The following is a 24027-nucleotide window of genomic DNA, read 5'->3' on the forward strand; positions in this document are numbered from 1 at the left end:
GCAGCGAGCGCAGAGCGAGGAGAACCATGCGGGTGAGCGTCGACTTCGACCAGTGCGAGAGCAACGCGGTGTGCATGGGCGTCGTGCCGGAGGTCTTCGAGGTGGACGAAGACGACTTCCTCAACGTCCTGCAGGAGGAGCCCCCCGAAGACCTGCGGGCCGAGGTCACCGAGGCCGCCCGCATGTGCCCCAAGCAGGCGATCACGGTCGAGGGCTGACCGCGGCCATCGCGTCCTGCCACGTGGTGGGCTCGCTCAGCAGGCGGCGGTAGCGCATCACCTTCGGGGTGGAGCGCAGCCCCAGCACGCCCACCAGCATCCCGGCCCGGCCGAGGAACGCCACGAATTTGCGGTCCTCGGCCGATCCGTGCACGATCTCGGCGGTGTCGGCGGGTGCCGCCTGCCCCAGCAGCTGGATCTTCATCCCGTACTGGTCGGACCAGAAGTAGGGGACCGGTGTGTACGGGGTTCCCGCGCCGTCGCCCGCAAGGAGGTTGGCCACCGCGGCGGCCGCCTGCTCGCCGGCGTTCGTCCAGTGCTCCAAGCGCATCAGGCCGCCGTAGCGCCGGTACGGCCAGGCCGCGACGTCGCCCGCCGCGTACACGCCGGGAACCGCGGTGCGGCAGTACTCGTCGCAGAGCACCCCGCCGGTGTCGGCGGCGAGATCCACGCCCGACCCCTCCAGCCAGCCCGTTTCGGGAACCGCGCCCAGACCCGCTACCACCAGCGGCGTCTCGATCGCCGTGCCGTCGCCGAGCCGGACGCGCTCGACGTGCCCGTCGCCCTCGAACCCGGCCACTCCCACGCCCAGCCGGACGTCGACGCCCTGGTCCCGGTGCAGCTCGGTGAACACGCCGCCGACGCGCGGGTCGACCACGCGGGTCAGCGGGGTGGCGGCGGCCTCGACCAGTACGACGTCCAGCCCGGCGGTGCGTGCACTTGCGGCGACTTCGGCGCCGATGAATCCGGCTCCCACGACCACGACGCGTTCGGCGGTGGCGAACGCGTCGCGCACCGCTTCGGCGTCGTCGACGGTGCGCAGCACGTGGACTCCGGACAGTGCCGTCGAGGGGCGGCGTGCGCGGGATCCGGTGGCCACGACCACGCGGTCGGCGGTCACCGCGGAGCCGTCGTCGAGCTCGACGGCGCGTTCGTGCGGGCGCAGCAGCCGTGCCCGCCGCCCCAGCCGCAGGTCGAGGTCCAGAGCCTCGAACGCGGACTCCTCGCGCAGGTCCACGCCGGCGGGCCCGCCCTTGCCGGTGAGGAACTCTTTCGACAGCGGCGGGCGCGAGTAGGGCCGGTGCCGCTCCTCACCGATCATCGTGATGCGGCCTTCGAACCCGGATTCGCGCAGGGACTCGGCCGTGTGCAGCCCGGCCATTCCCGCCCCGGCGATCGCGACGTCGCCGATCTCGCCCATCTGCCGCCCTTCGTCGAACGTGTCCCGTGCGGGGCCGCGGGCGCGGTCCCGCACGGTGACAACGCGGCCCGAAGCGCCCCGATTCCGCGTGCGGCGCCGGTTCCCGCGCCGCCGGGGCGGCGGTCACACCGACCGGAGGCGCCCCACCGGTTCGTCACCGCCGCGGATTTCCGATTCGGCGAGGTCGCGTACCGCGTCGACGTCGGCGCCGGCGGCCTCCAGTGCGTCGAGGACCGCCATGGTGCGGGCCCGGAACCAGGGGTCGCCGTCGCTCAGCTTGACCGCCGCGGCCTCGCCGGTGGGTGCGGTCACGGCCAGGACCCCTTCGGCGCCCATCTTGGCGGCCGCGCCCGGCAGCCGCCGCATCAGCAGGGTGTCGATCCGGCCCTCCCCGGCGACGTTCGCGGGGAACTCCCGCATGGCGTCCAGCACCCGGGCCTCGGGAGAGGAGTCCGGCGCGAACGCCATGGCCCGCAGCCCGCGCGCCAGCCCGGCCAGGGAGACGGCCAGTTGCGGCGCTCCGCACCCGTCCACGGCGGTGTGGGCGACGCGCTCGCCGCACGCCTCTTCGATCACCTGGCGCACCAGCTCCTGCACCGGGTGGCCGGGTTCGAGGTAGTCGCCGGTGCTCCATCCGCCGGCGACGCAGGCGGCGAGCATGGCGGCGTGTTTGCCGGAGCAGTTCATCAGCAGCCGGGTGGGGGCGCCGCCGGCCCGCAGCAGCCGGTCGCGTTCGCCGCCGTCCAGCGGCCAGTCGGCGGGACAGCGCAGCGCATCGGTGTCCAGCCCGGCGTCGGCCAGCATGCCCACCACGGTTTTGACGTGGTGGGGTTCGCCGCTGTGGCTGCCGGCGGCGAGCGCGGTCTGGGCGGGTTCGAGCCGGGCTCCGGCGCGCAGCGCGGCCGCCGCCTGGAACGGCTTGGCCGAGGAGCGCGGCAGCATGGGTGCGCGGACGTCGCCCCGCGTGTAGCCGATCTCACCCTGGCGCGTCAGCCCCACGGCCGTGCCGAAGTGCACCCCCTCGCCGAATCCCGATCGGACCACTTCGACCAGCGGGACGTAGTGCGGCTGCGGATTTCGGGGCATGGGAACTCCTCGGTCAGGGGAAGCTCGGGTCTTCGGGGCGCGCCCGCAGGGACGCGGGGGAGCGGCCGGTGGTTCAACGTCTCCGGGGGCGTCGCTCTTCCCCGCGTGTCGTAGTGTCGGCCCGCGGGAGGTGCCGCGATGACGATCGGACGGGGGCTGGACGAAGTGCTGGACGCCGAACCCGACGCGGGGCGGATGGTCCGGATGGGGTCTGTGACCCGCCGCCGGAGCTCCGCCCGCAGCGCACGCGAGCTTGAGTACGCCGTTGTGGACGTGGAGACCACCGGTCTCTACCCCGGCGAGGGCGCCCGGATCTGCGAGATCGCGGTGGTGCGCATGCGCGGCGACGGAACCCTGCTGCGCGAGTTCAGCACGCTGGTCGACCCGGGCCGCGCCATCAGCGGCCAGGAGTTCCACGGCATCGGCGCCAGCGACGTCGTCGGCGCGCCCAAGGCCGCCGAGCTGGTGGGCGTGCTGCGGGGGTTGTTCTCCGGCGCGGTGCTGGTGGGCCACAAACTCGACTTCGAAGGCCGCTTCCTGGCCTCGGAGCTGCTGCCGGCAGGGTTGCCGGGCGGGCTCCCGGGGCTGTGCACACTGCTGGCGCTGCGGTCGCAGGTCGACCTTCCCCGCTATTCGCTGCCGCGGGCCTGCCACACCCTCAGCGGGCACTGGCCCACCGGCCAGCACACCGCGCTGGGTGACGCCCGCGCCTGCGCCCAGCTGCTGGCCGAGTTGCTGGCCAACGCCCCGGGAACGCTGCGTTACACCGGCCCCGACCCGGTCGAGTCGGATTCGGGCGAACCGGATCCCGGCCCGCTCAAGTCGCGCTCCTCGTATGCGTCCACGCCCGGGGCCGTCGCGCTGCGCGGTCACCCTGAGCGCCCGCCGGCGGTGTGGCCGCGCCGCTGGCGCAGGCTGGAGCTCGACCCGCGCGACTGCGTGGGCCGCTTCACCGCCGAGCAGCGCGCGGCCGCCCAGCGCGAAGCGGAGTACCGCAGCGCCGCACGTGAGGCGGCGGCCGCTTCGGCGGCGCTGACCGCGACCGCGGCCGCCACCGGTGCCGCGCGCCTGCTGGGGCGCCGACTGCGTGCGCTGCTGTCCTGAGTCGCGGCGCGTCGCCGGAGCCGCCCGCCGCGGCCCTGCGCCGGTGCGGGATCAGACGCCCGACAGCGCCAGGAAGAAGGCGATGATCAGCGCGCTGCCGCCCACGGCGGTCAGTGCGGCCCGGCCCGCTTCGGTCAACCGGGCCCGGACCAGGTGAGGTGCGCGGCCGGCCGGAATCCGCGGGACGCGGTTGGACATCGCGACGGCGACCAGGACGGCACCGGCCAGGATCAGCAGCAGGGACACCGGGGTCCTCCGGGGGCGGGGGCTGGGCGATGCCCGATTCTGCCGCACCCCGCGGATCGCTGCGCGACCGGAGACCGGCCGCGACCGGGTTCCGGGCCCGCCGCTAAAACCCGGCGTGTGCAAGCCCCTACACGGTGTCGCCGACAGCGCCGGCCGCGGCCGGACTCAGCGCACGCAGCGTGAAGTCCGACACCAGCCGCGCGGCGTCGGCGGCGGTGGTCTCGCCGTGCAGCAGCGGCACGCGCTGTGCGCCCAGCATCGCCAGCACGAGCCGCGCGACCGGCTCCACCGGTGCCGCGGCGAACTCGCCGTCGGCGACGCCTTGGCGCAGGATGCCGGTCAGCAGACGCTGCATCGGCGCGACGTGGTCGGCCAGCGCCTGGTAAGCGGCGGGCCCGAGGCTGGCGCCCAACTCGGCGGCGGCGGGGTGGGGGTGTTCGGCCAGTGCCTCGACCTGGAGGCGGACGAAGGACTCCAGCCGCTGGGCGGCGCCGGCGCTGTCGGGGAGTTCGCGCTGGAAGCGGTCGACGAACCCGGCGGTGGCCTGCTCGGTGAAGGCCAGCAGCAGTGCCGGCTTGTCGGGGAAGTAGTTGTAGAGGACGGTGCGGGTGATTCCCGCTGCGGCCGCCACATCGGTCATGGAGATCTCGTCGATGCCCTGATCCCGTGTGAGAACGGCCACCGCTTCCAGGATGCGCTCGCGGGTCTGGGCGCGGTGCGCGGCGATGGTGGGCGCCGAGATCTTGGGCATGGCTCCATGGTGGCACGCGCGGTCGCGGGCGCGGAGCCGTATTCGGCGGCCCTGCCGGTGTGCGGCCGCCGGGTGCGCCCGCGGGTCAGGCGGCGGTTTCGGGGGCGAACTCGGCGCCGAGGCCGGCCAGTACCGCCACGTTGAGCCGGTAAGCCAGCCGGGTCTCGTCCACGACGCGGCGGCGGGCCGCGGCGTCCAGATCCAGCACGTCGAGCTGTGCGCGGTAGCGCGCCTTGAACCGCGGCAGGCTTCCCAGGGCGGAGAAGTCGTAGAAGGAGGTACCGCGGTGCTCGTCCAGGCCGTAGGCGCGTTCCGCGGCCGTGCGGACGAACTGCCCGCCGGAGAGGTCGCCGAGGTAGCGGGTGTAGTGGTGGGCCACATAGCGGGCGGGGTCCTCGGCGGTGCCTTCGATGCGGGCGGTGTAGGCGCGCGTGGCGGCGGTGGGGGCGATGCGCCTGCGCCAGCCGGTGCCGTACAGGGCGGCCAGGTCGCGCTCCAGGGCCGTGACCCGGAACAGGGCGGGGTCGACGACGCGGCCGGCGACGGGGTCGGCGGCCAGCGAACGGCCGACCTCCTCCAGCGCGACGTAGGCGAAGTAGTGCTGGGCGACCATCGCCGCGTAGCCTTCGCGGGGAAGCGCGCCCTGCAGAAGGGCGCGGCTGAATCCGTGCTGCTCGGCGTCGTCGTGCGCCGACCGGGTGGCCTGTTTCAGCTGTTCGGAGAACGGCGGTCGGACCGCCGCGCCGGTGCGGCGGGGGGCGGGGGCGGGATCCTCGGTGGGGTGGCGGCCGGCTTCAGCGGGCACGTGCCCTCCTTCGTCGCCTGTCGTCCCGAGCGGGATGCTGACATGATGTCAGCACATCCGGGGGTGTTCAAGGGTGAGATGACACGGTGTCGACAAAGCACGCTCGCGGAGGGCGGGTAGCCTGGGGCCGCACGCAGGTGCGATCGAGCGCACCGAAGGAGCGGTGCCCCAGCAGCCGCCACCGATGTTCTCCCGTGCAATCCCGCTAGCGACAACACGTGCAGGGCGACTATCGTTTGACTGCCACAACGGCTGACGACGTGCACCGCGCACCGGTCGACGTAGAGGCGATGTGTGGATACCAGGAAACCAGGACACGATCCCGTGACCATGACCGATACCGAGCGAACGTGGCCGGCCGACGCCGGCCGCGCTGCTGAGGCCGTCATGGAGCGGCAGTCCCCCTCGACCGCCGAGGCGGTCGACGTCCTCCTCGTGGAGGACGACACCCAAGACGCGTTCCTGGTCGAGGAACTCCTCGCCGACGCCGCGCTGGACACTCGCATCACCTGGGTGAGCAGCCTCGCCCAGGCCCGGGAGCACTTCGCCGGGTTCCGCGGCTGCGTCCTGCTCGACCTCAACCTCCCCGACGCTCGGGGCATGGAGCTGCTGCGCGAGGTCCTGACCACCGCGTCCGCGGCGGCCGTGGTGGTGCTGACCGGCTTCAACGACGAGCACGAGGGTATCGCCGCCGTCGCCGCCGGAGCCCAGGACTACCTGGTCAAGGGCCAGGTCGACGGCTCCTTGCTGGCGCGCAGCCTGCGCTACTCCGTCGAGCGCCAGCGTGCCGATGAGAACGCGCGCCAACTGCGCGAGGCCGAGCTCTACGCCCGCGAGAACATGCGCCTGGAGCGCGGCCTGCTGCCCCAGGTGCTGCTGGACAGCTCCCCGCTGAGCCACCGCTCCTTCTACCGGCCCGGCCGCAAGCGCGCCCTGGTCGGCGGCGACTTCTACGACGCGGTGCAGAAGGGCGGCACCACCCACGTCCTCTGCGGCGACGTCAGCGGCCACGGCCCCGACGAAGCCGCGCTCGGCGTCAGCCTGCGCATCGCCTGGCGCGCCCTGGTCATGGGCGGTGTGGCCGAAGAGGAGCTGTTGCCCGCCCTGGAGGGGATCCTCATCAGCGAGCGGGCCCAAGAGGAGATGTACGCCACCCTGTGCCAGGTCAGCCTCGACGCCGGAAGCGAGGACGCCAGGATCCGGCTGTTCGGGCACCCGCCGCCGCTGGTCCTGCAGGACGGCGGCGTCGAGGAGGTCTCCGTCGCGCCCCGCCCGCCGCTCGGCGTCTTCCCCGACCGCGAAACCGAGGTCGAGGACTTCCGGCTGCCCCGCGGCGCCACCCTGATGCTCTACACCGACGGCCTGGTGGACGCCTACGACGGCAGCCCCCCGAACCGCCTGGAGGTCGGCGGCCTGCGCCGCATGGTCGGTGACGTGCTGGCGCGCGGCACCTCCATCGTCGATCTGCCCGAGCACCTGGTCGACGAGGCCGAGCACTACAACGGCGGCCCGCTGCAGGACGACGTCGCCATGCTGCTGATCACCCATGAGGACCGGCCGTGAGAAGGTGGCCGCTGCGCCGCCGTGTGACCGTCCTGCTCGCCTCGGTGGCGGTGGTGCTGGTCGCGTCGGTCTCGACGATCACCCTCGCCGCCTTCGACGCCCGCGAGTCCCTGAACCGGCAGGTCGACGAGCTGACGCCGGCCCAAAGCGCCGTGCGCCAGACCATGGCGGCCTACCTCAACATGGACAACGGCATCCGCGGCTACGCCCTCACCGACGACCTCGACTTCCTCGCGCCCTACCAGCAGGGCAAGGAGGACCTCGGTGAGAGCCTGCCGCAGCTGCGGTCCGTGGCCGAGCGGAACGGCGACGTCGACGGCTACATCAACCGGCTCCTCAAGGCCGGCGAGGCCTGGCAGGAGGACTACGCCGACCCCACTCTGGAGAAGGCCTACGCCGACGAGGAGATCTCCTCCGAGGACTACCGCTTGGGCCGTGAGCGCTTCGACGACCTGCGCGCGGCGGGCGCCCGCGCCGAGCAGCGCATCGACGAGGAGCTGGAGCAGGCCCGCGACGGACTGACCCTGGCCACTCAGCAGGTCGTGGCGCTGCTCGTCCTGGTCGGCGCGGTCGTGGTGGTGCTGTGCTGCTTCCTGTGGGTCATGCTGCAGAGCTGGGTTCTGCGGCCGCTGGACGAACTCGGCAGGCACTTGGTCCAAGTCTCCGAGGGCTACTACGCCCACCGCATCGAATTGCACGGCCCGCCCGAGATCGAGCGCGTCGGCCGCGACGTCGACGCCATGCGCGAACGCATCGTGCACGACCTCGACGAGGTCGGCACCGCCCGCAGGACCCTGCAGGAGCAGTCGGAGCTGCTGGAGCGCCAGACCGACGAATTGCGCCGCTCCAACCTGGAGTTGGAGCAGTTCGCCTACGTCGCCTCCCACGACCTGCAGGAGCCGCTGCGCAAAGTGGCCAGCTTCTGCCAGCTGCTGCAGCGGCGCTACCAGGGCCGGCTCGACGAGCGCGCCGACGCCTACATCGACTACGCGGTCGAGGGCGCCAAGCGGATGCAGACCCTCATCAACGACCTGCTGGCGTTCTCGCGCGTGGGCCGGACGAAGGACGACGCGCCGGTCGATCTGGGCGAGGCGCTCGGCGACGCGCTGAGCAGTCTGGAGACCCGGCTGGAAGAGGCCGGGGCGACCGTCACCGCCGACGACATGCCCACGGTCCGCGGTGACCGCACCCTGCTCACGCAGGTCTTCTTCAACCTGGTCGGCAACGCCGTGAAGTTCCGCGGCGAAGCCCCGCCGCGGGTGCACGTCAGCGCTCGCCGCCAGGGCGAGGAGTGGGTGTTCTGCTGCACCGACAACGGCATCGGGATCGAGTCGCAGTACGCCGAGCGCGTTTTCGTGATCTTCCAGCGGCTGCACACCCGCGACAGGTACGGCGGTACCGGCATCGGCCTGGCGATGTGCAAGAAGATCGTGGACTTCCACAACGGCCGCATGTGGCTGGACACGGCTCCCGGCGCGGATGACGGCGAGTGCGGCGGCGAAGGCGGCGAGTGCTGCGACGACGGCGAACGGTCGCAGGGAACGCGCATCTGCTGGTCGCTGCCCGTCGACGACACCGCCGCCGTCGAGGCGGCCGCCGTCGCCGCCGGGGACGGGAGCGCGGGGACCGGCGAGGACGCGGGCGAAACCGCGTCCGGAACCGGCGGTGAGGAGCAGGAGCGGGGCCCGGGTGCTGCCGCGGGAGGGGGCGCCGGCGGAGGCGCTTCCGCCGGCGGCGAGCCTTCCGGATCCGGGCCCGCGACCTCCGGGGCCCGGCCGGGCGGCGGTCCGGGCGGCGCGGATGCCGCGAGTGGACGAGACGGCGCGCCCCCGGGCGCCTCCGACGACGATGCGGGGCAGGGCGGACGAGAATGAGCGAGGACAACGTGGTGCACGCCATAGAGGTGCTGCTGGTCGAGGACGACCCCGGAGACGTCCTGATGACCAAGGAGGCCTTCCAGGAGCACAAGGTGGGAAACCGCCTGCACGTGGTCTCCGACGGCGTCGAGGCGCTGCGCTTCCTCCGGCGCGAAGGCGAGTACTCCGACGCGCCCAAGCCGCACCTGGTGCTGCTCGACCTCAACCTGCCCCGCAAGGACGGCCGCGAGGTGCTGGAGGAGGTCAAACGCGACGAGGAGCTCTCCCACATCCCCGTCGTCGTGCTGACCACCTCCGAGGCCGAAGAGGACATACTGCGCAGCTACCGCCTGCACGCCAACGCCTACGTCGCCAAGCCCGTCGACTTCGAGCAGTTCATCCGGGTGGTCCGGCAGATCGACGACTTCTTCGTCACCGTGGTGCGCCTGCCCAACGGGTGAATCCGGCCCGGCCGCGGTCCGGCGGGGCACCGCCGTCCTGGGCTAACGTGGGGACCATGAGCCTGCCGGATCCCCTCGCCCCCACAGGTCCCTACCGCGTCTCGGTGGTGTGCCTGGGCAACATCTGCCGCTCGCCGATCGCCGAAAAGGTCCTCACCGCCGAGCTCGAACGCGCCGGCGTCGCCGACGCGGTCGCCGTGGACAGTTCCGGCACCGGCGGCTGGCACATCGGATCGGGCATGGACCCCCGGGCCGCCGCGGTCCTGCGGGTGCACGGCTACCCGACCCACCACTCCGCGCGCAGGTTCGACCCCGCCTGGTTCGGCGACCGCGACCTGATCCTCGCGATGGACCTGGACAACCTGGACGAACTCGTGCACCTCGCCCCCGACCCGGCGATGGAGGGGGAGCGGCTGCGGCTGTTCCGCACCTTCGCGCCCGACGCCGGCCCCGGCCCCGAGGTCCCCGACCCCTACTACGGAGGCGACGACGGGTTCACCACCGTGCTGGGCATGATCGAGGCCGCCGCGGCCGGCCTGGCCGCCGAGCTCGCCGCCCGCTTCGGCCCCGGCGCTGCGCGCTGATCAGCCCCGGGACAGGCGTTCCGGCACCGCGCGCGTGCCGAGCATCGACATGCTGGTCAGGGGTTCACGCACCGGCGTGTCCGGCTTCCAGGGCCAGGAGCGCGCGCTTCGCTTCGACGCCTCCCGAGTACGGCCCGAGGGCGTCGGGGTAGCCGTCGGCCACCACGCGGTGGCAGGGCAGGAACAGGCACAGCGGGTTCTCGGCGAGCGTGCTGGCGACGGCGCGGCGGGCGTTGGGGCGGCCGATGCGCGCTGCCAGTTCGCCCGGCGTGATCGTGGACCCGTAGGGCACGTCCAGCAGCGACCGCAGCACCACGCGTCCGAAGTCGCCGGTCAGCCGCAGGTCCAGGGGGACGTCGAAGGCGGATCTCCGACCGGCGAAGTAGGCGTTGATCTCGCGGCGCACCGGTTCGAGGCCGGCGTCGTGCGGCACGACGTCGGGCGAGACCGCCCGTTCGAGCCGGTCGATCACGGTCTCTTCGGGGGCGAACGAGCACGCGGCCAACCCGGCGTCGGTCAACGCGCAGAACAGGAAGCCCACCGGGGTCTCCGCCACTCCGGTGACGACGTCGAAGGGGACGCCGCGCGCCTCCACGGGTGTCGCGGCGGGTTCGGGGAGCGCGCCCCCGCGGCCCTGCCCGGACCCCGGCGACGTGGCGCGGACCAGCGCGTCGATGTCGTCCGCGCCGGCCCTGAACCCGTCGGTGCCGTCGGAACCGGGGTAACGGTCGCCATGCCACATGCCGGACGTGATCCTCCCGCGTCTCGCGTGTCCGGACCGAGGATGCCACGGCGGGCCCGCGGCTGTCGGCGAGGCGGGCCGGGCACCGCGGATTCCGGCGACGCGTCGGCGGGGAAGGGCCGCGGCCCCTACAGCCGCTGCTGTGCACGCACCGGTCCGGACCTCCGGCGGCGCCGGATGCGGCCGAACGGTTTGGCGGCCGGCAGCACGGTGACCCCGACCAGTACCGACAGCGCCACCGACAGCGCCACGACGAGGCTGAGGCGGTCGGCGCAGGCCGGCAGCACCGTGCCGCCGCGGGTCGCCTCGGACATCCCGGCGGCCACCGGCGTGCCCGCCGAGCCAGCCCGCCGAGGCGACGGCATGCGTGCTCACCGGAGTCGTGCGGGGGAGTCCCGGCCGCACGCTCACGTGCGGCCGCCGCTGCGTTCGCCCGGCGTCCAGTTCAGCGCGCTGGCGCGCTCCAGGAACTCGTCGACGGTGACGTCGCCGCGGGCGAGGCGCTCGGCGAGTACCGCGCGGGCGGCGCGTTCGGGCGGCTCGGCCGCCGGCGCCCACGGCGGGCGGCGGCCCGTGGACCGCGAGATCCACAGGTAGGCGAGCAGACCCGGCAGAACCAGTACGAGGAGCATGGCGGCTCCGATCATCGGCGGGAACGGCGGCGGGTGGTGGAAGCGGTCGGCGGGTCCGGCCGCGAGGACGGTTTCGGCGGCAGCGTCGGCCGCCGCCGTCAGCGCTGTGGTCATGCCTCCAGCGTGCGGCGCCGCACGCCCGCGGCGCGTCGGCCGTGCAGCGGCGGTCGCACTACGCACTGCGCCGTACGCCGCCTGCGCCTCCGGGCCGACGACTCCGGTCGGCGGCACCCGCTACCGTCGTGCCGATGAGCCAACGCACCGCGCGCGTCCTCGCCGCGGACGTCCCGATCGCCCTCGCCGTGACCGCCGTCTCGCTGGTCGACGCGCACGTGCGGAGCGCTATGCCCCGGTCCCCGTCCGGAAACCCGTGGGGGCCCGACGGCCCGGACTCCGGGCAGCCGCCCTGGGCCGGCGGGGCGCCCTTCGCCGCCGGCGCCGAGACGCTGCCGCCGGCCGCCTACCTGTGCATCGCGGCGGTGGCCGTCTGCCTCGCCGCGCGCCGCTTCTACCCCCGCTCGGCCTTCGCCGGCGCGATGGCCGCCGTCGCCGCCTTCTACGCCCTCGGTCCCGACAGCGGCCTGCTCCGGCTGGGGCCCATGGTGCTGGCCTACACCATGGCGGTACGGCTGCCGCTGCGGAAGTGGGCCGCCCTGACGGCGCTCGCCGTTCCGGTGCTCCTGGCTACGCGCGCCGACCTGCCCTACTTCGGGCTGCTCTACCCCGGAGCCGCCGGCGCGATCGTGGCCGCACTGGCGGTCCTGCTGGTGCCGGCGGCGCTGGGTGCCATCGTCCGCTCGCGCCGCGAGAACGCTCGCCGGGAACGCGACGGCGAACTGCGCCGCTCCGTCTACGAGGAACGGTTGCGCATCGCCCGGGAAGTGCACGACGTCGTGGGCCACAGCCTGTCGGTCATCAACATGCAGGCGGGGGTGGCGCTGCACGTCCTGGACCAGCGCCCCGAGCAGGCCGAGCCCGCGCTGCAGGCGATCCGCCAGACCAGCAAGGACGCGCTGGAGGAGTTGCGCGGTACGCTCGCGGTGTTCCGCGAACCCGGCGGTGCGGAACCCGGCGGGGCTGGAGGGGACGGCGCGACCCGCACACCCGGCGACGCCGGAAGCCGGGCCGGCGGCGGCGCGGAGCCCGCGGGTTCCGGCCGCGAACCCGTCCCCGGGCTGGACCGTATCGACGAGCTCGCAGCGGGTATCGACCCTACGGGGCGGCGCGTGGCGGTGCACACGCATGGGGAGCGCGCCGCGCCGCCGGCCGCCGTCGACCACGCCGCCTACCGCATCGTCCAGGAAGCGCTGACCAACGCGGTCCGGCACGGCGGCGGCGCCGCGACCGTCGTCATCGGATACCACCCCGAGGAGCTGACCGTGGAGATCACCGACAGCGCATCCGCCCGACCCCGCCGCGAGTACGCGGAAGGCAGCGGGATCGCCGGCATGCGCGAACGCGCACGTGCCGTCGGGGGCCGCCTGGAAGCCGGTCCGCGCACCGAGGGCGGGTTCCGGGTGCGCGCGGACCTGCCGCTGGGGCAGCGGTGAGCGCGCTCCGGGTCGCCCTCGCCGACGACCAGGCCCTGGTGCGCATGGGCCTGCGCGTGCTGATCGACGCCGAGGACGACATGGAGCCCGCCGGCGAGGCCGCAGACGGCCGCGAAGCGGTCGACGTCGTGCGCCGCGAACACCCCGACGTGATCCTGATGGACGTGCGCATGCCCGGCATGGACGGCATCGCCGCGCTGCGCGAGATCGCGGCCGACGACGCCATGGCGGGCACCCGTGTCGTCGTTCTGACGACCTTCGAGCTGGACGAATACGTGTTCGACGCCTTGCGCGCCGGCGCCGCCGGGTTCCTGATCAAGGACAGCGACCCCGGCGAGCTGCTGCGGGCGATCCGGCTGGCGGCGGCGGGGGAGTCGCTGCTGTCGCCCTCGGTCACCTGCAGCGTCATCGCCTCTTTCGCCTCGCGCGCCCCCTCCGGGGGCCCGCGCCCGGATCTGAGCGAACTGACCGAGCGCGAGCAGGAGGTCCTGGCCCTGGTCGGTGAGGGCCTGTCCAACGCCGAGATCGCCGAGCGGCTGGTCGTCAGCCCCGCCACGGCGCGCACCCACGTCAGCCGCGCGATGGTCAAACTGCACGCCCGCGATCGCGCACAGCTGGTGGTGACCGCCTACCGGGCGGGGCTGGCGGGATGAAACGGGGCAGTCGAACCGAGGTCGACGGTATTTTCCCAGGTCAACGACTTGCAGGATCGATCGCCCACAGCGAACACAGAAGGGGGAACAAAACGGGGCTCTTCTTTATTGAGTGATAGTGACTCAACAAGGAGGGTCTGATGACTGAAGCGCAGTCCAACACGACGTTCCCCGTGCTTCCCCTCGACGACGAGGTCGTGCTCCCCGGCATGGTCGTGCCGGTGGACATCTCCGACTCCGAGGTGCGCGCCGCCGTCGACGCCGCGCGTGCCGTGAGCGAGGGCGCGGCCGAGGCTCCAGGGAGCCACTCCGGCTCCTCGGCCAAGCCGCGAGTGCTGATCATCCCCCGGCTCGACGGCAACTACGCCGCGGTCGGGAGCGTCGCCGTCATCGAACAGATCGGACGCACCCCCGAGGGGGAGCCGGCCGCGGTCCTGCGGGGAACCGCGCGCGCCCGTGTCGGCAGCGGAACCACCGGGCCCGGAGCCGCCCTGTGGGTCTCGGCCGACGTCCACGACGAAGAACCGCCCGAAGGCGGCTACCCCGGCAGGGTCGACGAGCAGGCCCGGGACTACAAGGCGCTGCTGACCACCTACCTGCAAAAGCGCGGCGCCTGGCAGATCCTGGACGGGATCCAGCAGCTGGAGGACGCCGGCAGCCTCGCCGACCGCGGCGGATACTCCCCCTTCCTCAAGACCGCGCAGAAGCTGCAGCTCCTGGAGACCTACGACGTCGCCGAGCGGCTCCGGCTGCTGAGCGAGTGGACCCGCGAGTACCTGGCCGAGCTCGACGTCGCCGAGACCATCGACCAGGACGTGCAGAAGGGCGTCGACAAGCAGCAGCGCGAGTTCCTGCTGCGGCGCCAGCTGGACGCCATCCGCACGGAGCTCAACGAGCTCTCCGGCCGCCCCGGCAGCGAGGAGGACGACTACCGCGAGCGCGTGGAGTCGGCCGAACTGCCCGACCACGTCCGCACGGCGGCGCTGGAGGAGGTCGACAAGCTGGAGCGGGCCGGCGACTCCTCGCCGGAGTCGGGGTGGATCCGCACCTGGCTCGACACGATCCTGGACATGCCCTGGAACACCCGGACCGAGGACGCCTACGACATCCCCGGCGCACGCGAGATCCTCGACGCCGACCACGCCGGCCTCGACGACGTCAAGGAGCGCATCGTCGAGTACCTGGCGGTGCGCAAGCGCCGCGAGGAGAAGGGCCAGGGCGTGGTCGGCGGTCGGCGCAGCGGCGCCGTGCTGGCACTGGTCGGCCCGCCCGGCGTGGGCAAGACGTCGCTGGGCGAGTCGGTGGCGCGCTCCATGGGCCGCACGTTCACCCGCGTGGCCCTGGGCGGCGTGCGCGACGAGGCCGAGATCCGCGGCCACCGGCGCACCTACGTCGGCGCGCTGCCGGGGCGCATCGTCCGCGCCGTCAAGGAGTCGGGGTCGATGAACCCGGTCGTGCTGCTCGACGAGATCGACAAGGTCGGCAGCGACTTCCGCGGCGACCCCACCTCGGCGCTGCTGGAGGTGCTCGACCCGGAGCAGAACCACACGTTCCGCGACCACTACCTCGAAGTCGACCTCGACCTGTCCGACGTCGTCTTCCTGGCCACCGCCAACGCGCTGGAGACCGTTCCCGCCCCGCTGCTGGACCGCATGGAGGTGGTGCAGCTGGACGGCTACACCGAGGACGAGAAGGTCACCATCGCCCGCGACCACCTGCTGCCGCGCCAGCTGGAGCGGGCGGGTTTGGAGCCCGGCGAGGCCGAGCTCGGCGACGGCGCGCTGCGCCGGATCGCGGCCGAGTACACCCGCGAGGCCGGTGTCCGGGAGCTGGAGCGCACCGTCGCGCGGGTGCTGCGCAAGGCGGCCTCGGGCGTGGCGCTGGGCGAGCGCGAGCTGCCGCTGTCGGTCGGCGCCGACGACCTGACCGGCTTCATCGGGCGGCCCAAGCACACCCCGGAGACGGCCGAGCGCACATCGGTTCCGGGGGTGGCCACCGGACTGGCGGTCACCGGTACCGGCGGCGACGTGCTCTTCGTCGAAGCGTCGCTGGCCGACCCGGAGTCCGGCGCCGACGGACTGACTCTGACCGGCCAGCTCGGCGACGTGATGAAGGAGTCCGCCCGGATCGCGCTGTCCTACCTCCGCTCGCGCGGGGCGGAACTGGAGCTGCCGGTGGGCGACCTCAAGGAGCGCGGCATCCACCTGCACGTGCCCGCGGGGTCGATCCCCAAGGACGGGCCCAGCGCCGGGGTCACCATGACCACGGCCCTGGCTTCGCTGCTGTCGGGCCGCTCCGCGCGCTCCGACGTGGCCATGACCGGCGAGGTCTCCCTCACCGGCCGGGTGCTGCCGATCGGCGGCGTCAAGCAGAAGCTGCTGGCTGCGCACCGGGCGGGGATCACCACGGTGCTCATCCCCGCGCGCAACGAGCCCGACCTGGACGACGTCCCCGACGACGTCCGTGAACAGCTCACGGTTCACCCGGTCAGCGACGTCCGCGAGGTCCTCGACCTGGCCCTCAGCCCGGCCGAGGCCCCGCAGCCGCTGGCGGCGTAGTTCCGGGCAGACCGAGACGCGATGGGGTTGTCGGCCGCGACCGACAACCCCATCAAGCTGATCAGCTGATCACGGGTCCGTGCAGACCGAGTGGTCGCCGATCCGGCGCCAGACCATGAGCGGTTCTCCTCGAGGTCGAACGACTCAGCAGCGCAGGAGGGATTCGTCCCCCTGCGTGTCCGGATTTTCCTTCGACTGCCGGCGGACGGTTCCTCCGCCCGCGCCTCGACCGGTTCCGCGCCTGGACCTGGCTACCGTGGGGGCATGACCTCTGCGAACGACGCTGAACGAGAACTGCGGGTCGCCGTCATCGGCTACGGCAAGGGCGGCGAGGTGTTCCACGCGCCGCTGGTCGACGCGACCGCCGGGTTGCGGCTCGCGGCGGTGGTGACCGGCAACCCCGAGCGGCAGGCGGCCGCGCGGGAACGCTATCCCGGAGTCGAGGTGATCCCCTCGGCCGACGAGCTGTGGAAGCGCTCCGGGGACATCGACATCGCGGTGGTCACCACGCCCAACGAGACGCACGTGCCGCTGGCGAGGGCCGCGATGGAGTCCGGGTTCGCCGCGGTGGTGGACAAGCCCTTCGCGCTGACCGCGGACGAAGGGCGCGCGCTGGCCGAGGAGTCCCGCCGGTCGGGGCAGGTGCTGACCGTCTACCAGAACCGCCGCTGGGACTCCGATTTCCTGACGCTGTGGCACCTGGTGGAGGATCGCGCTCTGGGCCGGGTGCACCGGTTCGAGTCGCGGTTCGAGCGCTGGCGCCCCGAGGCCAAGGACACCTGGCGCGACAGCGGCGATCCCGGAGCGGGCGCGGGGATCCTCTACGACCTCGGTCCGCACCTGATCGACCAGGCCGTGAACCTGTTCGGGCCGGTCGATTCGGTCTACGCCGAGCTCGACGCACGGCGCGGGGCGGCCGCCGACGACGACGCGTTCGTCGCGCTGACCCACACCGGCGGGGTGCGCTCGCACCTGTGGATGAGCGCCGTGGCCGCGCGACCGGGGCCGCGCTTCCGGGTGCTGGGCGACCGCGCCGCGTTCACGATCGACGGGCTGGACTCCCAGGAAGGGCGCTTGGAGCAGGGCGAGCGGCCCGACGCCCCCGACTGGGGCGTCGAGCCGGAGTCGGCATGGGGCCGGCTGGGCACCGTCGACGAATCGCGCCGGGTGCGCAGCGAGCGCGGCGCCTACCCGGCGTTCTACGAGGGCGTGCGCGACGCGGTCGGCGAAGGCGAGCCGCTTCCGGTCGAGCTGCACGAGGTCGTGCACGGGCTGGAAGTCATCGAGGCGGCCCGCCGCAGCGCCGGCGCCGGTCGGGTGGTGGCGGTGGGACCGGCCTGACGGCGGCCCCGGACACGGTCCGGTGAACCGGATCCAACCGAAAGGTTGATTCCGGGTGGCCGGAGGCGTCCTTCGGGCGGCTCCGGTCACTGCCGGCCGCCGTCGCCGGCGGATGTGTGGGCCGCGCCCCGCACCGCCGCGTCGGCCATGGCGACGACGTGCGCCCGAAGGTCGGCCGAGCCCTGGGCGGTGAGCACCCGCGGGCCGACGACCAGGCGTGTCATCTGCGGCATCGCGGACGGCCACGCCCCCATTCCGACCAGCGCGAGCAGGGTCATCGCCGCCGCGCCGTCGGGTTCGATCCCCAAGCTGTCGGCCAGGGCCAGCACCTTGGCGGCGTAGACGTCGGAGCGGGACTCGTCCGTGGGCAGCGGGCGGTCCTCGAAGTACAGCGCCTCCCACATCATGAGCCGCACCATCGTGCGGTTGGCGGCGTGGGCGTCGTAGAGGCGGCCCACCCATTCGCCCGCGTTCTCGCCCGGCTGGGGCAGCGACGCGGCGTGCTCGGCCTTGACCGCCTCCAGGACCGCCTGGAACAGCTTCTCCTTGCTTCCGAAGTGGCCGTAGACCCGCTCCTTGTTCACGCCGGCGCACTCGGCGATGCGGTCGATGCGCCCGCCCGCGATCCCGTGCTCGGCGAACTCCTCGCGCCCGGCCTCCAGCAGCTTGCGCCGGGTGGCCGCACTGTCCCTCGGTGCCATGTCACAAGCATATCCGATTGACACCCAACTAGTTGGTTGGTTTCCATGGTGGCATGCTCAAGCAGACCTCCGATCCCCCGGCCTCCGGCTCGCTCCCGTCGACGGACCGTGCACCGCGCCTGACCGCGCAGATCCTGGTCGTCTCCGCCGCCGCACTCGTCGTGACCGGGCAGCTGTATCTGGCCCTGCCGCTGCTCTCCCCGATCGCCGACTCCACCGGCGCGACCGTCGACCAGGCCAGCTGGTCCGTCACCGCGTTCGGCGCCGCCTACGCGCTGGGATTTCTGGCCGTGGGCCCGCTCGGCCCGCGCGTGGGCTACCGCCGACTCATCGTCGGCGGCGTGGCCGCCACCGCCCTGTTCGCCTGGGTCACGGCGTTCATGCCCACCGTCGAGGCGGTCATCGCGGCGCGCGCCCTGCAGGGCTGTGCCGCGGCGGCGTTCGCTCCCACCGCCATCGCCTACCTGGCGCACAACATCCCGCCGCACCGCAGGCCGCTCGCCTTCACCGCGCTGACCAGCTCCTTCCTGGCCGCCGCGGTCGTCGCCCAGGTCGCCGCCCAGCTCATCACCGCCCGTTGGGACTGGCCGGCGGTGTTCCTGGCCTCGGGCGCGGCAACCGCCGCAGTCGCGGTCCTGGCCCGCTACCTGCTGGTGCCCGACGCCCCCGAGCGGGCCGTATCGCCCGGCGCGGCGTACCGCAATCTCGCCGCCTCCGTCGCGCGACCGCGCCTGCTGCCCTTCTACGGGATCGCGCTGACCCTGCTCTTCGGCTTCGTCGGACTCTACGCGGCGATCCGGCTCGCCGACCCGCTCGGTGTCGCCGCCGACGACGGCGCCCTGCTCGTGCTGCGCGCCAGCGGTCTGCCCGCCATCCTGCTCGCCCCCTTCGTGACGCCGCTGCTCTCCCGGCTCTCGGCGCTTCACCGGCTCGCGGCGGGCCTGACGGCCGCGGCCGCCCTCATCGCGGCCGCCGGGCTGTCCGTGCCGCTCGTGGGATCGGTCGGCCTGTTCATCCTGCTGCTGGCGGGCTACGTGCTGGCCACGGCCGTGGCCCTGCCCGCCGCGATGCAGGCCTCGCAGGCCGCCGCGGGCGAGTTGTCCGCCGCGGTCGGCGCGATGTACGGCTTCTGGCTCTACATCGGATCAAGCATGGCGGCGCCCGTCGTCGCCGCCGCCTCCGGACTCGGATTCGCGGTCCTGAGCGCGCTGTTCGCCGGAGCTCTGCTGGTCGGCACGGCGCTCGCCCTCCTCACCGCCGCGAATCAGCGCCGCCCGCCGGCGGCGGAGAGCCGCTGAGCGTTCAGCCGCCGCGAACGGACCGGAACCGCCGCGCGCGGGCGCCGGCGAGCGGGGTGCTCGGGCCTGCGGAACGGTTCGCACCGCCGTCGGGCCCCGGCCACCGCCGATGCGGCCCGGTGCTCGCCGAGCGCGTCCCACCGCCGCCGCCGGCGGCGGGGTTAACGTCGGACGGGTGGATGACGGGACAGCCGTGAGCGGCCACAGCGGCCACCGGGCCGGCAGCAGCGGGTACCGGCGCATCGTCGCGGCGATGACCGCCGCCGGCGTCGCCACCTTCGCCCAGCTGTACGCGGTCCAGGCGGTGCTGCCGGGCCTGGCCGACAGCTTCGCCGCGTCGGCCTCGGGCGTGGCGCTCAGCGTCTCCTTCGCCACCGGCGGCTTGGCCGCGTTCGTGCTGGTGTGGAGCGGAATCGCCGATCGCGTCGGCCGGGTCCGCGTGATGGCGGCCGCGCTGACCGTCTCCACCGCGCTGGGGCTCGCCGCACCCTTCGCCCCCGAGCTGTGGGCCCTGCTGGTGCTGCGCGGCCTGCAGGGGGCCGCGCTGGGCGGGGTGCCGGCCGTCGCCATGGCCTACCTCGCCGAGGAGGTCCACCCCGCGCACCTCTCCCGTGTAGCGGGGATCTACATCGCGGGCAACACCGTCGGCGGGATGAGCGGCCGCCTGGTCGCCGGCGCCGTCGCCGACCTCGGCGGGTGGCGCTGGGGCGTGGGGGCCGACTCGCTGCTGGCACTGGCTGCGCTGGTCGTGTTCGCCGCGACCGTGCCGGGCACCCGCGGCTTCGTCCCCCGGCCCCGCGGTGCGTCCGGCCCGGGCCTGCTGCGGCGGGTGGGTGCGGCCGTGGCCGACCCCGGGCTGATCGCGCTCTACTGCCAAGCGCTGTTCCTCATGGGCGCCTTCGTCACCGTCTACAACTACCTTGCGTTCCGGATGACCGGTCCGCCCTTCGGGTTCTCCCAGACCGTGGCGGCGTTCCTGTTCGTCGCCTACCTCGCCGGCACCGCCGGGTCGGCCGCCGCCGGGCGCCTGGCGGAGCGGCTGGGGCGGCGCGCCGTGCTGCTGTCCGGGGTGGGCGCCATGGCGGCCTCCGCCGCGGTGCTGCTGCTTCCCGCCCTGAGCGCGGTCGTCGCCGGGCTGCTGGTGTTCACCTTCGGGTTCTTCGCCGCCCACGCCACCGCGTCGGCCTGGGTGGGCCACCGGGCCACGGCCTCCCGCGCCCAGGCGGCGGCGCTCTACACCCTGGCCTACTATCTGGGCTCCAGCATGTTCGGCTGGCTCGGCGGCGTCTTCTACGACGACGCCGGATGGCCCGCCGTCGTGGGCTACGTCCTGGCGCTGTGCGCCGCCGCGGTCCTGGCCGGAGCGGCGCTGCGCGAACGCACGGGATGAGAGGGTCGGAGCACGCGGACGGCGTCGCCCCGGGCGCGGCCGAGCCGCTGCCGACACGCGCCCGCCGGGACCGCGCGTCATCCGCGCATCCGGCACAGCGCAGAAGGAAGGGAAGGAAGCCGTGGCCCAGGTTCTCGTCGTCGCCGACGACCTCACCGGCGCCAACGCCACCGGTGCCCGCTTCGCGCGCGCCGGCATGCGGGTCGCGACCGTCACCCCCGAACATGTCAGCTCCGTCGCCGAAGAGTACGACGCGGTGGTGGCCAACCTCGACAGCCGCTACGCCTCCGCCGAGCAGGCCGCCGACCTGGTGGCCGACGTCGTCGAGGCCATCTGGCCGGTCGGACTGGTCGTCAAACGCCTCGACAGCACCCTGCGCGGCAACGTCGGAGCCGAGCTGGAGGCCGCCTGGCGGGCCGTGCGCGAACGGGTGAACTCCCGCTACGCGGTGCGCGCCCTGGTCGTGCCCGCCTTCCCCACCGGAGGCCGCACCACCGTCGACGGCGTGCAGCTGCTGGGCGGGCGCCCCTTGGGCGAGACCGAGCTCGCCCGCGACCCCTTCTGCCCGATGGACACCGGCGACGTCGCCGGGATCATCGCCCGCCAGTCCGGGCTGTCCGTGCGCCGCCTGCCCGACCGGCCCGTCACCGAGACCATGCTCTCCGCCGACCTGCGCACCGGCGACGAACCCGTGCTGGTCTGCGACGCGTCGGACGAGCAGCGTATCGAGAGCCTCGCGCGCGCCGCCGCCGAGGTGCACCGCGAAGACGGCACCGTATGGGTGGCCGCCGACCCCGGACCCAGCGGCGCGCTGCTGGCCTATGCGCTGCGGTTGGGCGGTCAGACCGGTGCGCCGGGGCCGCTGCTGGCCGTCGACGGCAGCGCCACCGAGCTCGCCCGCCGCCAGTTCGGCGCGCTCGCGCGTTCGGGGCCCGGCCATTTCGTCGACGCCGACCCGCTGCTTTTGGGCAGCGGCGACCGCGAACACGCCCGCGAGGTCGTGCGCCGACTCGTCGACCGGCTCACCACCGCCGTCTTCCCCGACCTCGTGGTTCTGCGGTTGCTCGAACCCGAGTCGGAGCCGACGCGGGCGGCCGAGCGCGCGCTGCCCGCGCGCATGGCCGAGCTGCTCGCCGAGGTGGTCTCCCGGGTGGAGGAGGACGCCGGCAGCCACGCGCTGCCCAGCGGGCTGTTCATCACCGGCGGCGACACCACCTCCAGCGCGTTCGACGCCCTGGGCGTGCACGGCTTCGACGTCGCCGGCGAGGTACTGCCCCTGGCCGTGCTCGGCACACTCGGCGGCGGCCTGCTGGAGGGGGTGCCCGCGGTGGTCAAGGGCGGGCACGTCGGCGACGAGTCGGCCGCGGTGGAATGCCTCGGCCGGTTGCGCCGCGCCGCGCGGGCCCGTCTGCAGCAGGTGCATTCGGAGGTCTCCGAGCACGTCCTGCCGCCGGCGGACCCGTCGCCGCCGCTCGGGGCCGGCTGAAGCGCCGTCGCCGTCGGCGGTAGCCGCCCCTCCGGGGGTGCGGACGCTCCGGTGCGGCGGGTCCGCGCCGTGGTGGGCAGTGGGCGGCGTCACCCCGGGGCGCGCCTCCCGCGCGCGAGAGTGCCGGTCTAGACTGCCGGGAAATTTATCCGGATGAGGGCGCTCGCCTTCAGCGACCGGAGACACGACCGCACCGAGGAGGACGATGACACCACTGGACCGCGATACCGTCCGGCACCTGCCCAAGGTGCTGCTGCACGACCACCTCGTCGGCGGGCTGCGCCCGGAGACCGTGCTGGATCTGGCCGCCCGCACCGGCGCCGCCGACCTGCCCGCCGCAGATCCCGAACGGCTGCGCGCATGGTTCCGCGCCGCGGCAGCCACGCCCGAGGAGCGGGGCCGGCGCCTCGCCCCGGTCGTCGCGCTGCTCCAGGACGCCGAGTCGCTGACCCGGGCCGCCGCCGAATGCGTCCAGGACCTCGCCGCGGACGGCGTCGTCTACGCCGAAGTCAAGCTCGCTCCCGAGCAGCACACCGAGGGCGGTCTGACCCGCGGGCAGGCCGTCGACGCCGTGCTGGAAGGGCTGCGGGTGGGCCGGGCCAAAGCCCGCCTGTTCGGCGGCGACGTCGACGTGCGGCTGCTGCTGACGGCGATGCGCCAGGCTGCGGACTCGCTGGAGATCGCCGACCTCGCGGTGCGTTACCGCCACCGCGGCGTGGCGGGCTTCGACATCGCCGGCCCGGAAGCCGGCTACCCGCCCACGCGTCACATCTCCGCCTGCGAACACGCCAAGCGCGCCAACTTCCACGTGACCCTGCACGCCGGCGAGGGGTTCGGGCTCTCCTCCATCTGGGAGGCGATCCAGTGGTGCGGCGCCGACCGGATCGGCCAGGGCGTGCGCATCGCCGACGACATCGCGGTCGCCGAGGACGGATCGGCCAAGCTGGGCGAGCTCGCCGCCTACATCCGTGATAAGCGGATCCCGCTGGAGCTGTGCCCCACGTCCAACGTCAACACCGGGGTGCTGCCGTCGCTGTCCGCGCACCCCGTGGACACGCTGCGGCGGCTGCGGTTCCGTGTCACCGTCAACACCGACAACCGGCTGTTGGACAGTTCCGGCCTCACCGAGGAGCTGGCGCGGTTGAGCGCGGAGTTCGGCTATACCCCCCAGACACTGCGCTGGCTGACGGTCAACGCGATGAAGTCGGCCTTCATCGGCCACGACGAGCGGTTGGCGCTCATCGACCGGGTGATCAAGCCCGGCTACGCCGAACTGGAGAACCGTCGGGCCGGTGCGGCGTTCTTCCGCCGAGAGGACCCCTGGTAACCGCGACCGACCGGGTCCGCGGCGCGGCTGCGGCCGGTGCGGCCGCCGGAATCATGCGCACCGCGCGCCCCGCGCTCGCTGCGGAGCGCGGGACGCATCGGCGCGTGCCGGAAGCGGACGGTCCCCTCATGTCTGATCCGCCTCCGGACGGCATTCAGTCGTCGGGCGCCACCTGCGGCACCGCGAACGGCGGGGTCCCGGTGCCGACGATGCGGTAGCCGCCCCACACGTTGGTCTCGGTGAGCTTGCCCTCGGCTGCGTAGCCGTCGGGCGTCCGGACCACGGCCGCGGTATCGCCGGCCGCGTAGGCGGCGTCGACCGCCGGGTCGGCGCTGATGCGGCCCACCCACCGGTAGCCGCCCACCAGCGGATCGAAATGCCCGGAAACGTGCACCTCGACCGCGGCCTCCGCGCCGCCGGCGACCACGGTCGCCGGGCCGTGGTACTCCTCCTCGTCGTCGCCCATACCGCTCA

Annotated in this window: 24 protein-coding genes; 14 read left to right on the top strand and 10 right to left on the bottom strand. The window is 73.8% G+C overall.

The features are described from left to right. Positions 1-26: 26 nt before the first annotated feature. Positions 27-218 (top strand): ferredoxin, encoded by a 192-nt coding sequence (locus HNR25_RS16495; RefSeq protein ID WP_184636479.1) that lies wholly within the window; start codon positions 27-29, stop codon positions 216-218. Here HNR25_RS16495 and HNR25_RS16500 read toward each other — a convergent pair. Together HNR25_RS16500 and HNR25_RS16505 are read right to left on the bottom strand one after the other, a co-directional pair. Further along, the gene (locus tag HNR25_RS16500; protein WP_184639416.1) at positions 202-1419 is read right to left on the bottom strand and encodes an NAD(P)/FAD-dependent oxidoreductase; all 1218 of its coding nucleotides are present in this window, start codon (positions 1417-1419) and stop codon (positions 202-204) included. The two genes, HNR25_RS16495 and HNR25_RS16500, sit on opposite strands and share 17 nt — an antisense overlap. A 123-nt stretch (positions 1420-1542) precedes the next feature. Beyond that, a complete protein-coding gene (locus HNR25_RS16505; RefSeq protein ID WP_184636481.1) occupies positions 1543-2505 on the bottom strand; it encodes an asparaginase in 963 nt (320 codons plus the stop codon). A 138-nt stretch (positions 2506-2643) separates the two neighbouring features. Here HNR25_RS16505 and HNR25_RS16510 point away from each other — a divergent pair, with 138 nt between their 5' ends. After that, the gene (locus HNR25_RS16510) at positions 2644-3609 is read left to right on the top strand and encodes a 3'-5' exonuclease (protein WP_246463699.1); all 966 of its coding nucleotides are present in this window, start codon (positions 2644-2646) and stop codon (positions 3607-3609) included. A 51-nt stretch (positions 3610-3660) separates the two neighbouring features. Here the strand turns inward: HNR25_RS16510 and HNR25_RS16515 are convergent, their stop codons facing one another. The 3 genes from HNR25_RS16515 to HNR25_RS16525 all read right to left on the bottom strand — a co-directional run bounded on the left by HNR25_RS16515 (position 3661) and on the right by HNR25_RS16525 (position 5318). Next, positions 3661-3855, bottom strand: a complete 195-nt coding sequence (locus HNR25_RS16515) for a hypothetical protein (protein WP_184636483.1) — start codon at positions 3853-3855, stop codon at positions 3661-3663. A gap of 127 nt (positions 3856-3982) precedes the next feature. Beyond that, positions 3983-4606 (bottom strand): TetR/AcrR family transcriptional regulator, encoded by a 624-nt coding sequence (locus HNR25_RS16520; RefSeq protein ID WP_184636485.1) that lies wholly within the window; start codon positions 4604-4606, stop codon positions 3983-3985. A gap of 85 nt (positions 4607-4691) precedes the next feature. Next, entirely contained in the window at positions 4692-5318 is a 627-nt protein-coding gene (locus tag HNR25_RS16525) for a biliverdin-producing heme oxygenase (protein WP_221458888.1), read from the bottom strand. Positions 5319-5741: 423 nt separating this feature from the next. Between HNR25_RS16525 and HNR25_RS16530 the strand changes: the two genes are divergently transcribed. Genes HNR25_RS16530 through HNR25_RS16545 form a run of 4 tightly spaced genes read left to right on the top strand, consistent with a single transcriptional unit; the run spans position 5742 to position 9875 of the window. Continuing rightward, on the top strand, positions 5742-6974 hold the full coding sequence (locus tag HNR25_RS16530; RefSeq protein WP_184639421.1) for a PP2C family protein-serine/threonine phosphatase: 1233 nt from the start codon (positions 5742-5744) through the stop codon (positions 6972-6974). Next, positions 6971-8848, top strand: coding sequence for a sensor histidine kinase (locus tag HNR25_RS16535; protein ID WP_184636489.1), 1878 nt, complete (start codon positions 6971-6973; stop codon positions 8846-8848). Before HNR25_RS16530 ends, HNR25_RS16535 begins: the two co-directional genes overlap by 4 nt. Further along, positions 8845-9291 carry a response regulator gene (locus HNR25_RS16540; protein WP_184636491.1) on the top strand — a complete coding sequence of 149 codons (447 nt, stop codon included), beginning with the start codon at positions 8845-8847 and terminating at the stop codon, positions 9289-9291. Before HNR25_RS16535 ends, HNR25_RS16540 begins: the two co-directional genes overlap by 4 nt. Positions 9292-9347: 56 nt before the next feature. Beyond that, positions 9348-9875, top strand: coding sequence for a low molecular weight protein-tyrosine-phosphatase (locus tag HNR25_RS16545; protein WP_184636493.1), 528 nt, complete (start codon positions 9348-9350; stop codon positions 9873-9875). Between the two features lie 64 nt (positions 9876-9939). On the opposite strand, the gene HNR25_RS16550 is transcribed toward HNR25_RS16545, so the two are convergent. The 3 genes from HNR25_RS16550 to HNR25_RS16560 form a co-directional block, all read right to left on the bottom strand. Next, positions 9940-10617, bottom strand: coding sequence for a methylated-DNA--[protein]-cysteine S-methyltransferase (locus HNR25_RS16550; protein WP_184636495.1), 678 nt, complete (start codon positions 10615-10617; stop codon positions 9940-9942). Between the two features lie 128 nt (positions 10618-10745). Further along, positions 10746-10931: a hypothetical protein gene (locus tag HNR25_RS16555; protein ID WP_184636497.1), complete on the bottom strand. Its 186-nt coding sequence runs from the start codon at positions 10929-10931 to the stop codon at positions 10746-10748. A 93-nt stretch (positions 10932-11024) separates the two neighbouring features. Continuing rightward, positions 11025-11363 (bottom strand): SHOCT domain-containing protein, encoded by a 339-nt coding sequence (locus tag HNR25_RS16560; protein ID WP_184636499.1) that lies wholly within the window; start codon positions 11361-11363, stop codon positions 11025-11027. A 134-nt stretch (positions 11364-11497) separates the two neighbouring features. Here HNR25_RS16560 and HNR25_RS16565 point away from each other — a divergent pair, with 134 nt between their 5' ends. The 4 genes from HNR25_RS16565 to HNR25_RS16580 all read left to right on the top strand — a co-directional run bounded on the left by HNR25_RS16565 (position 11498) and on the right by HNR25_RS16580 (position 17351). Then, positions 11498-12799 (top strand): sensor histidine kinase, encoded by a 1302-nt coding sequence (locus HNR25_RS16565; protein ID WP_184636501.1) that lies wholly within the window; start codon positions 11498-11500, stop codon positions 12797-12799. After that, positions 12796-13452 (top strand): response regulator, encoded by a 657-nt coding sequence (locus HNR25_RS16570; RefSeq protein WP_184636503.1) that lies wholly within the window; start codon positions 12796-12798, stop codon positions 13450-13452. Before HNR25_RS16565 ends, HNR25_RS16570 begins: the two co-directional genes overlap by 4 nt. 140 nt (positions 13453-13592) lie before the next feature. Further along, on the top strand, positions 13593-16010 hold the full coding sequence (gene lon, locus HNR25_RS16575) for an endopeptidase La (protein ID WP_184636505.1): 2418 nt from the start codon (positions 13593-13595) through the stop codon (positions 16008-16010). Between the two features lie 264 nt (positions 16011-16274). Further along, a complete protein-coding gene (locus HNR25_RS16580) occupies positions 16275-17351 on the top strand; it encodes a Gfo/Idh/MocA family oxidoreductase (protein WP_184636507.1) in 1077 nt (358 codons plus the stop codon). An 86-nt stretch (positions 17352-17437) separates the two neighbouring features. On the opposite strand, the gene HNR25_RS16585 is transcribed toward HNR25_RS16580, so the two are convergent. Continuing rightward, positions 17438-18052: a TetR/AcrR family transcriptional regulator gene (locus tag HNR25_RS16585; protein ID WP_184636509.1), complete on the bottom strand. Its 615-nt coding sequence runs from the start codon at positions 18050-18052 to the stop codon at positions 17438-17440. A 53-nt stretch (positions 18053-18105) separates the two neighbouring features. Here HNR25_RS16585 and HNR25_RS16590 point away from each other — a divergent pair, with 53 nt between their 5' ends. From HNR25_RS16590 to HNR25_RS16605, 4 genes are all read left to right on the top strand, one after another. Then, positions 18106-19350, top strand: coding sequence for an MFS transporter (locus HNR25_RS16590; RefSeq protein WP_184636511.1), 1245 nt, complete (start codon positions 18106-18108; stop codon positions 19348-19350). Between the two features lie 253 nt (positions 19351-19603). Next, complete coding sequence (locus tag HNR25_RS16595) at positions 19604-20740, top strand: MFS transporter (protein ID WP_246464438.1); 1137 nt, start codon at positions 19604-19606, stop codon at positions 20738-20740. A 121-nt stretch (positions 20741-20861) separates the two neighbouring features. Continuing rightward, positions 20862-22226 (top strand): four-carbon acid sugar kinase family protein, encoded by a 1365-nt coding sequence (locus HNR25_RS16600; RefSeq protein WP_184636515.1) that lies wholly within the window; start codon positions 20862-20864, stop codon positions 22224-22226. A gap of 205 nt (positions 22227-22431) precedes the next feature. Continuing rightward, positions 22432-23553 (top strand): adenosine deaminase, encoded by a 1122-nt coding sequence (locus HNR25_RS16605; protein ID WP_184636517.1) that lies wholly within the window; start codon positions 22432-22434, stop codon positions 23551-23553. A 154-nt stretch (positions 23554-23707) separates the two neighbouring features. On the opposite strand, the gene HNR25_RS16610 is transcribed toward HNR25_RS16605, so the two are convergent. Then, positions 23708-24019, bottom strand: a complete 312-nt coding sequence (locus HNR25_RS16610) for a DUF4873 domain-containing protein (protein ID WP_221458892.1) — start codon at positions 24017-24019, stop codon at positions 23708-23710. Between the last annotated feature and the right edge of the window lie 8 nt (positions 24020-24027).

Origin of the sequence: Streptomonospora salina, from assembly GCF_014204715.1 — a bacterium.
Taxonomy (GTDB): Bacteria; Actinomycetota; Actinomycetes; order Streptosporangiales; family Streptosporangiaceae; genus Streptomonospora; species Streptomonospora salina.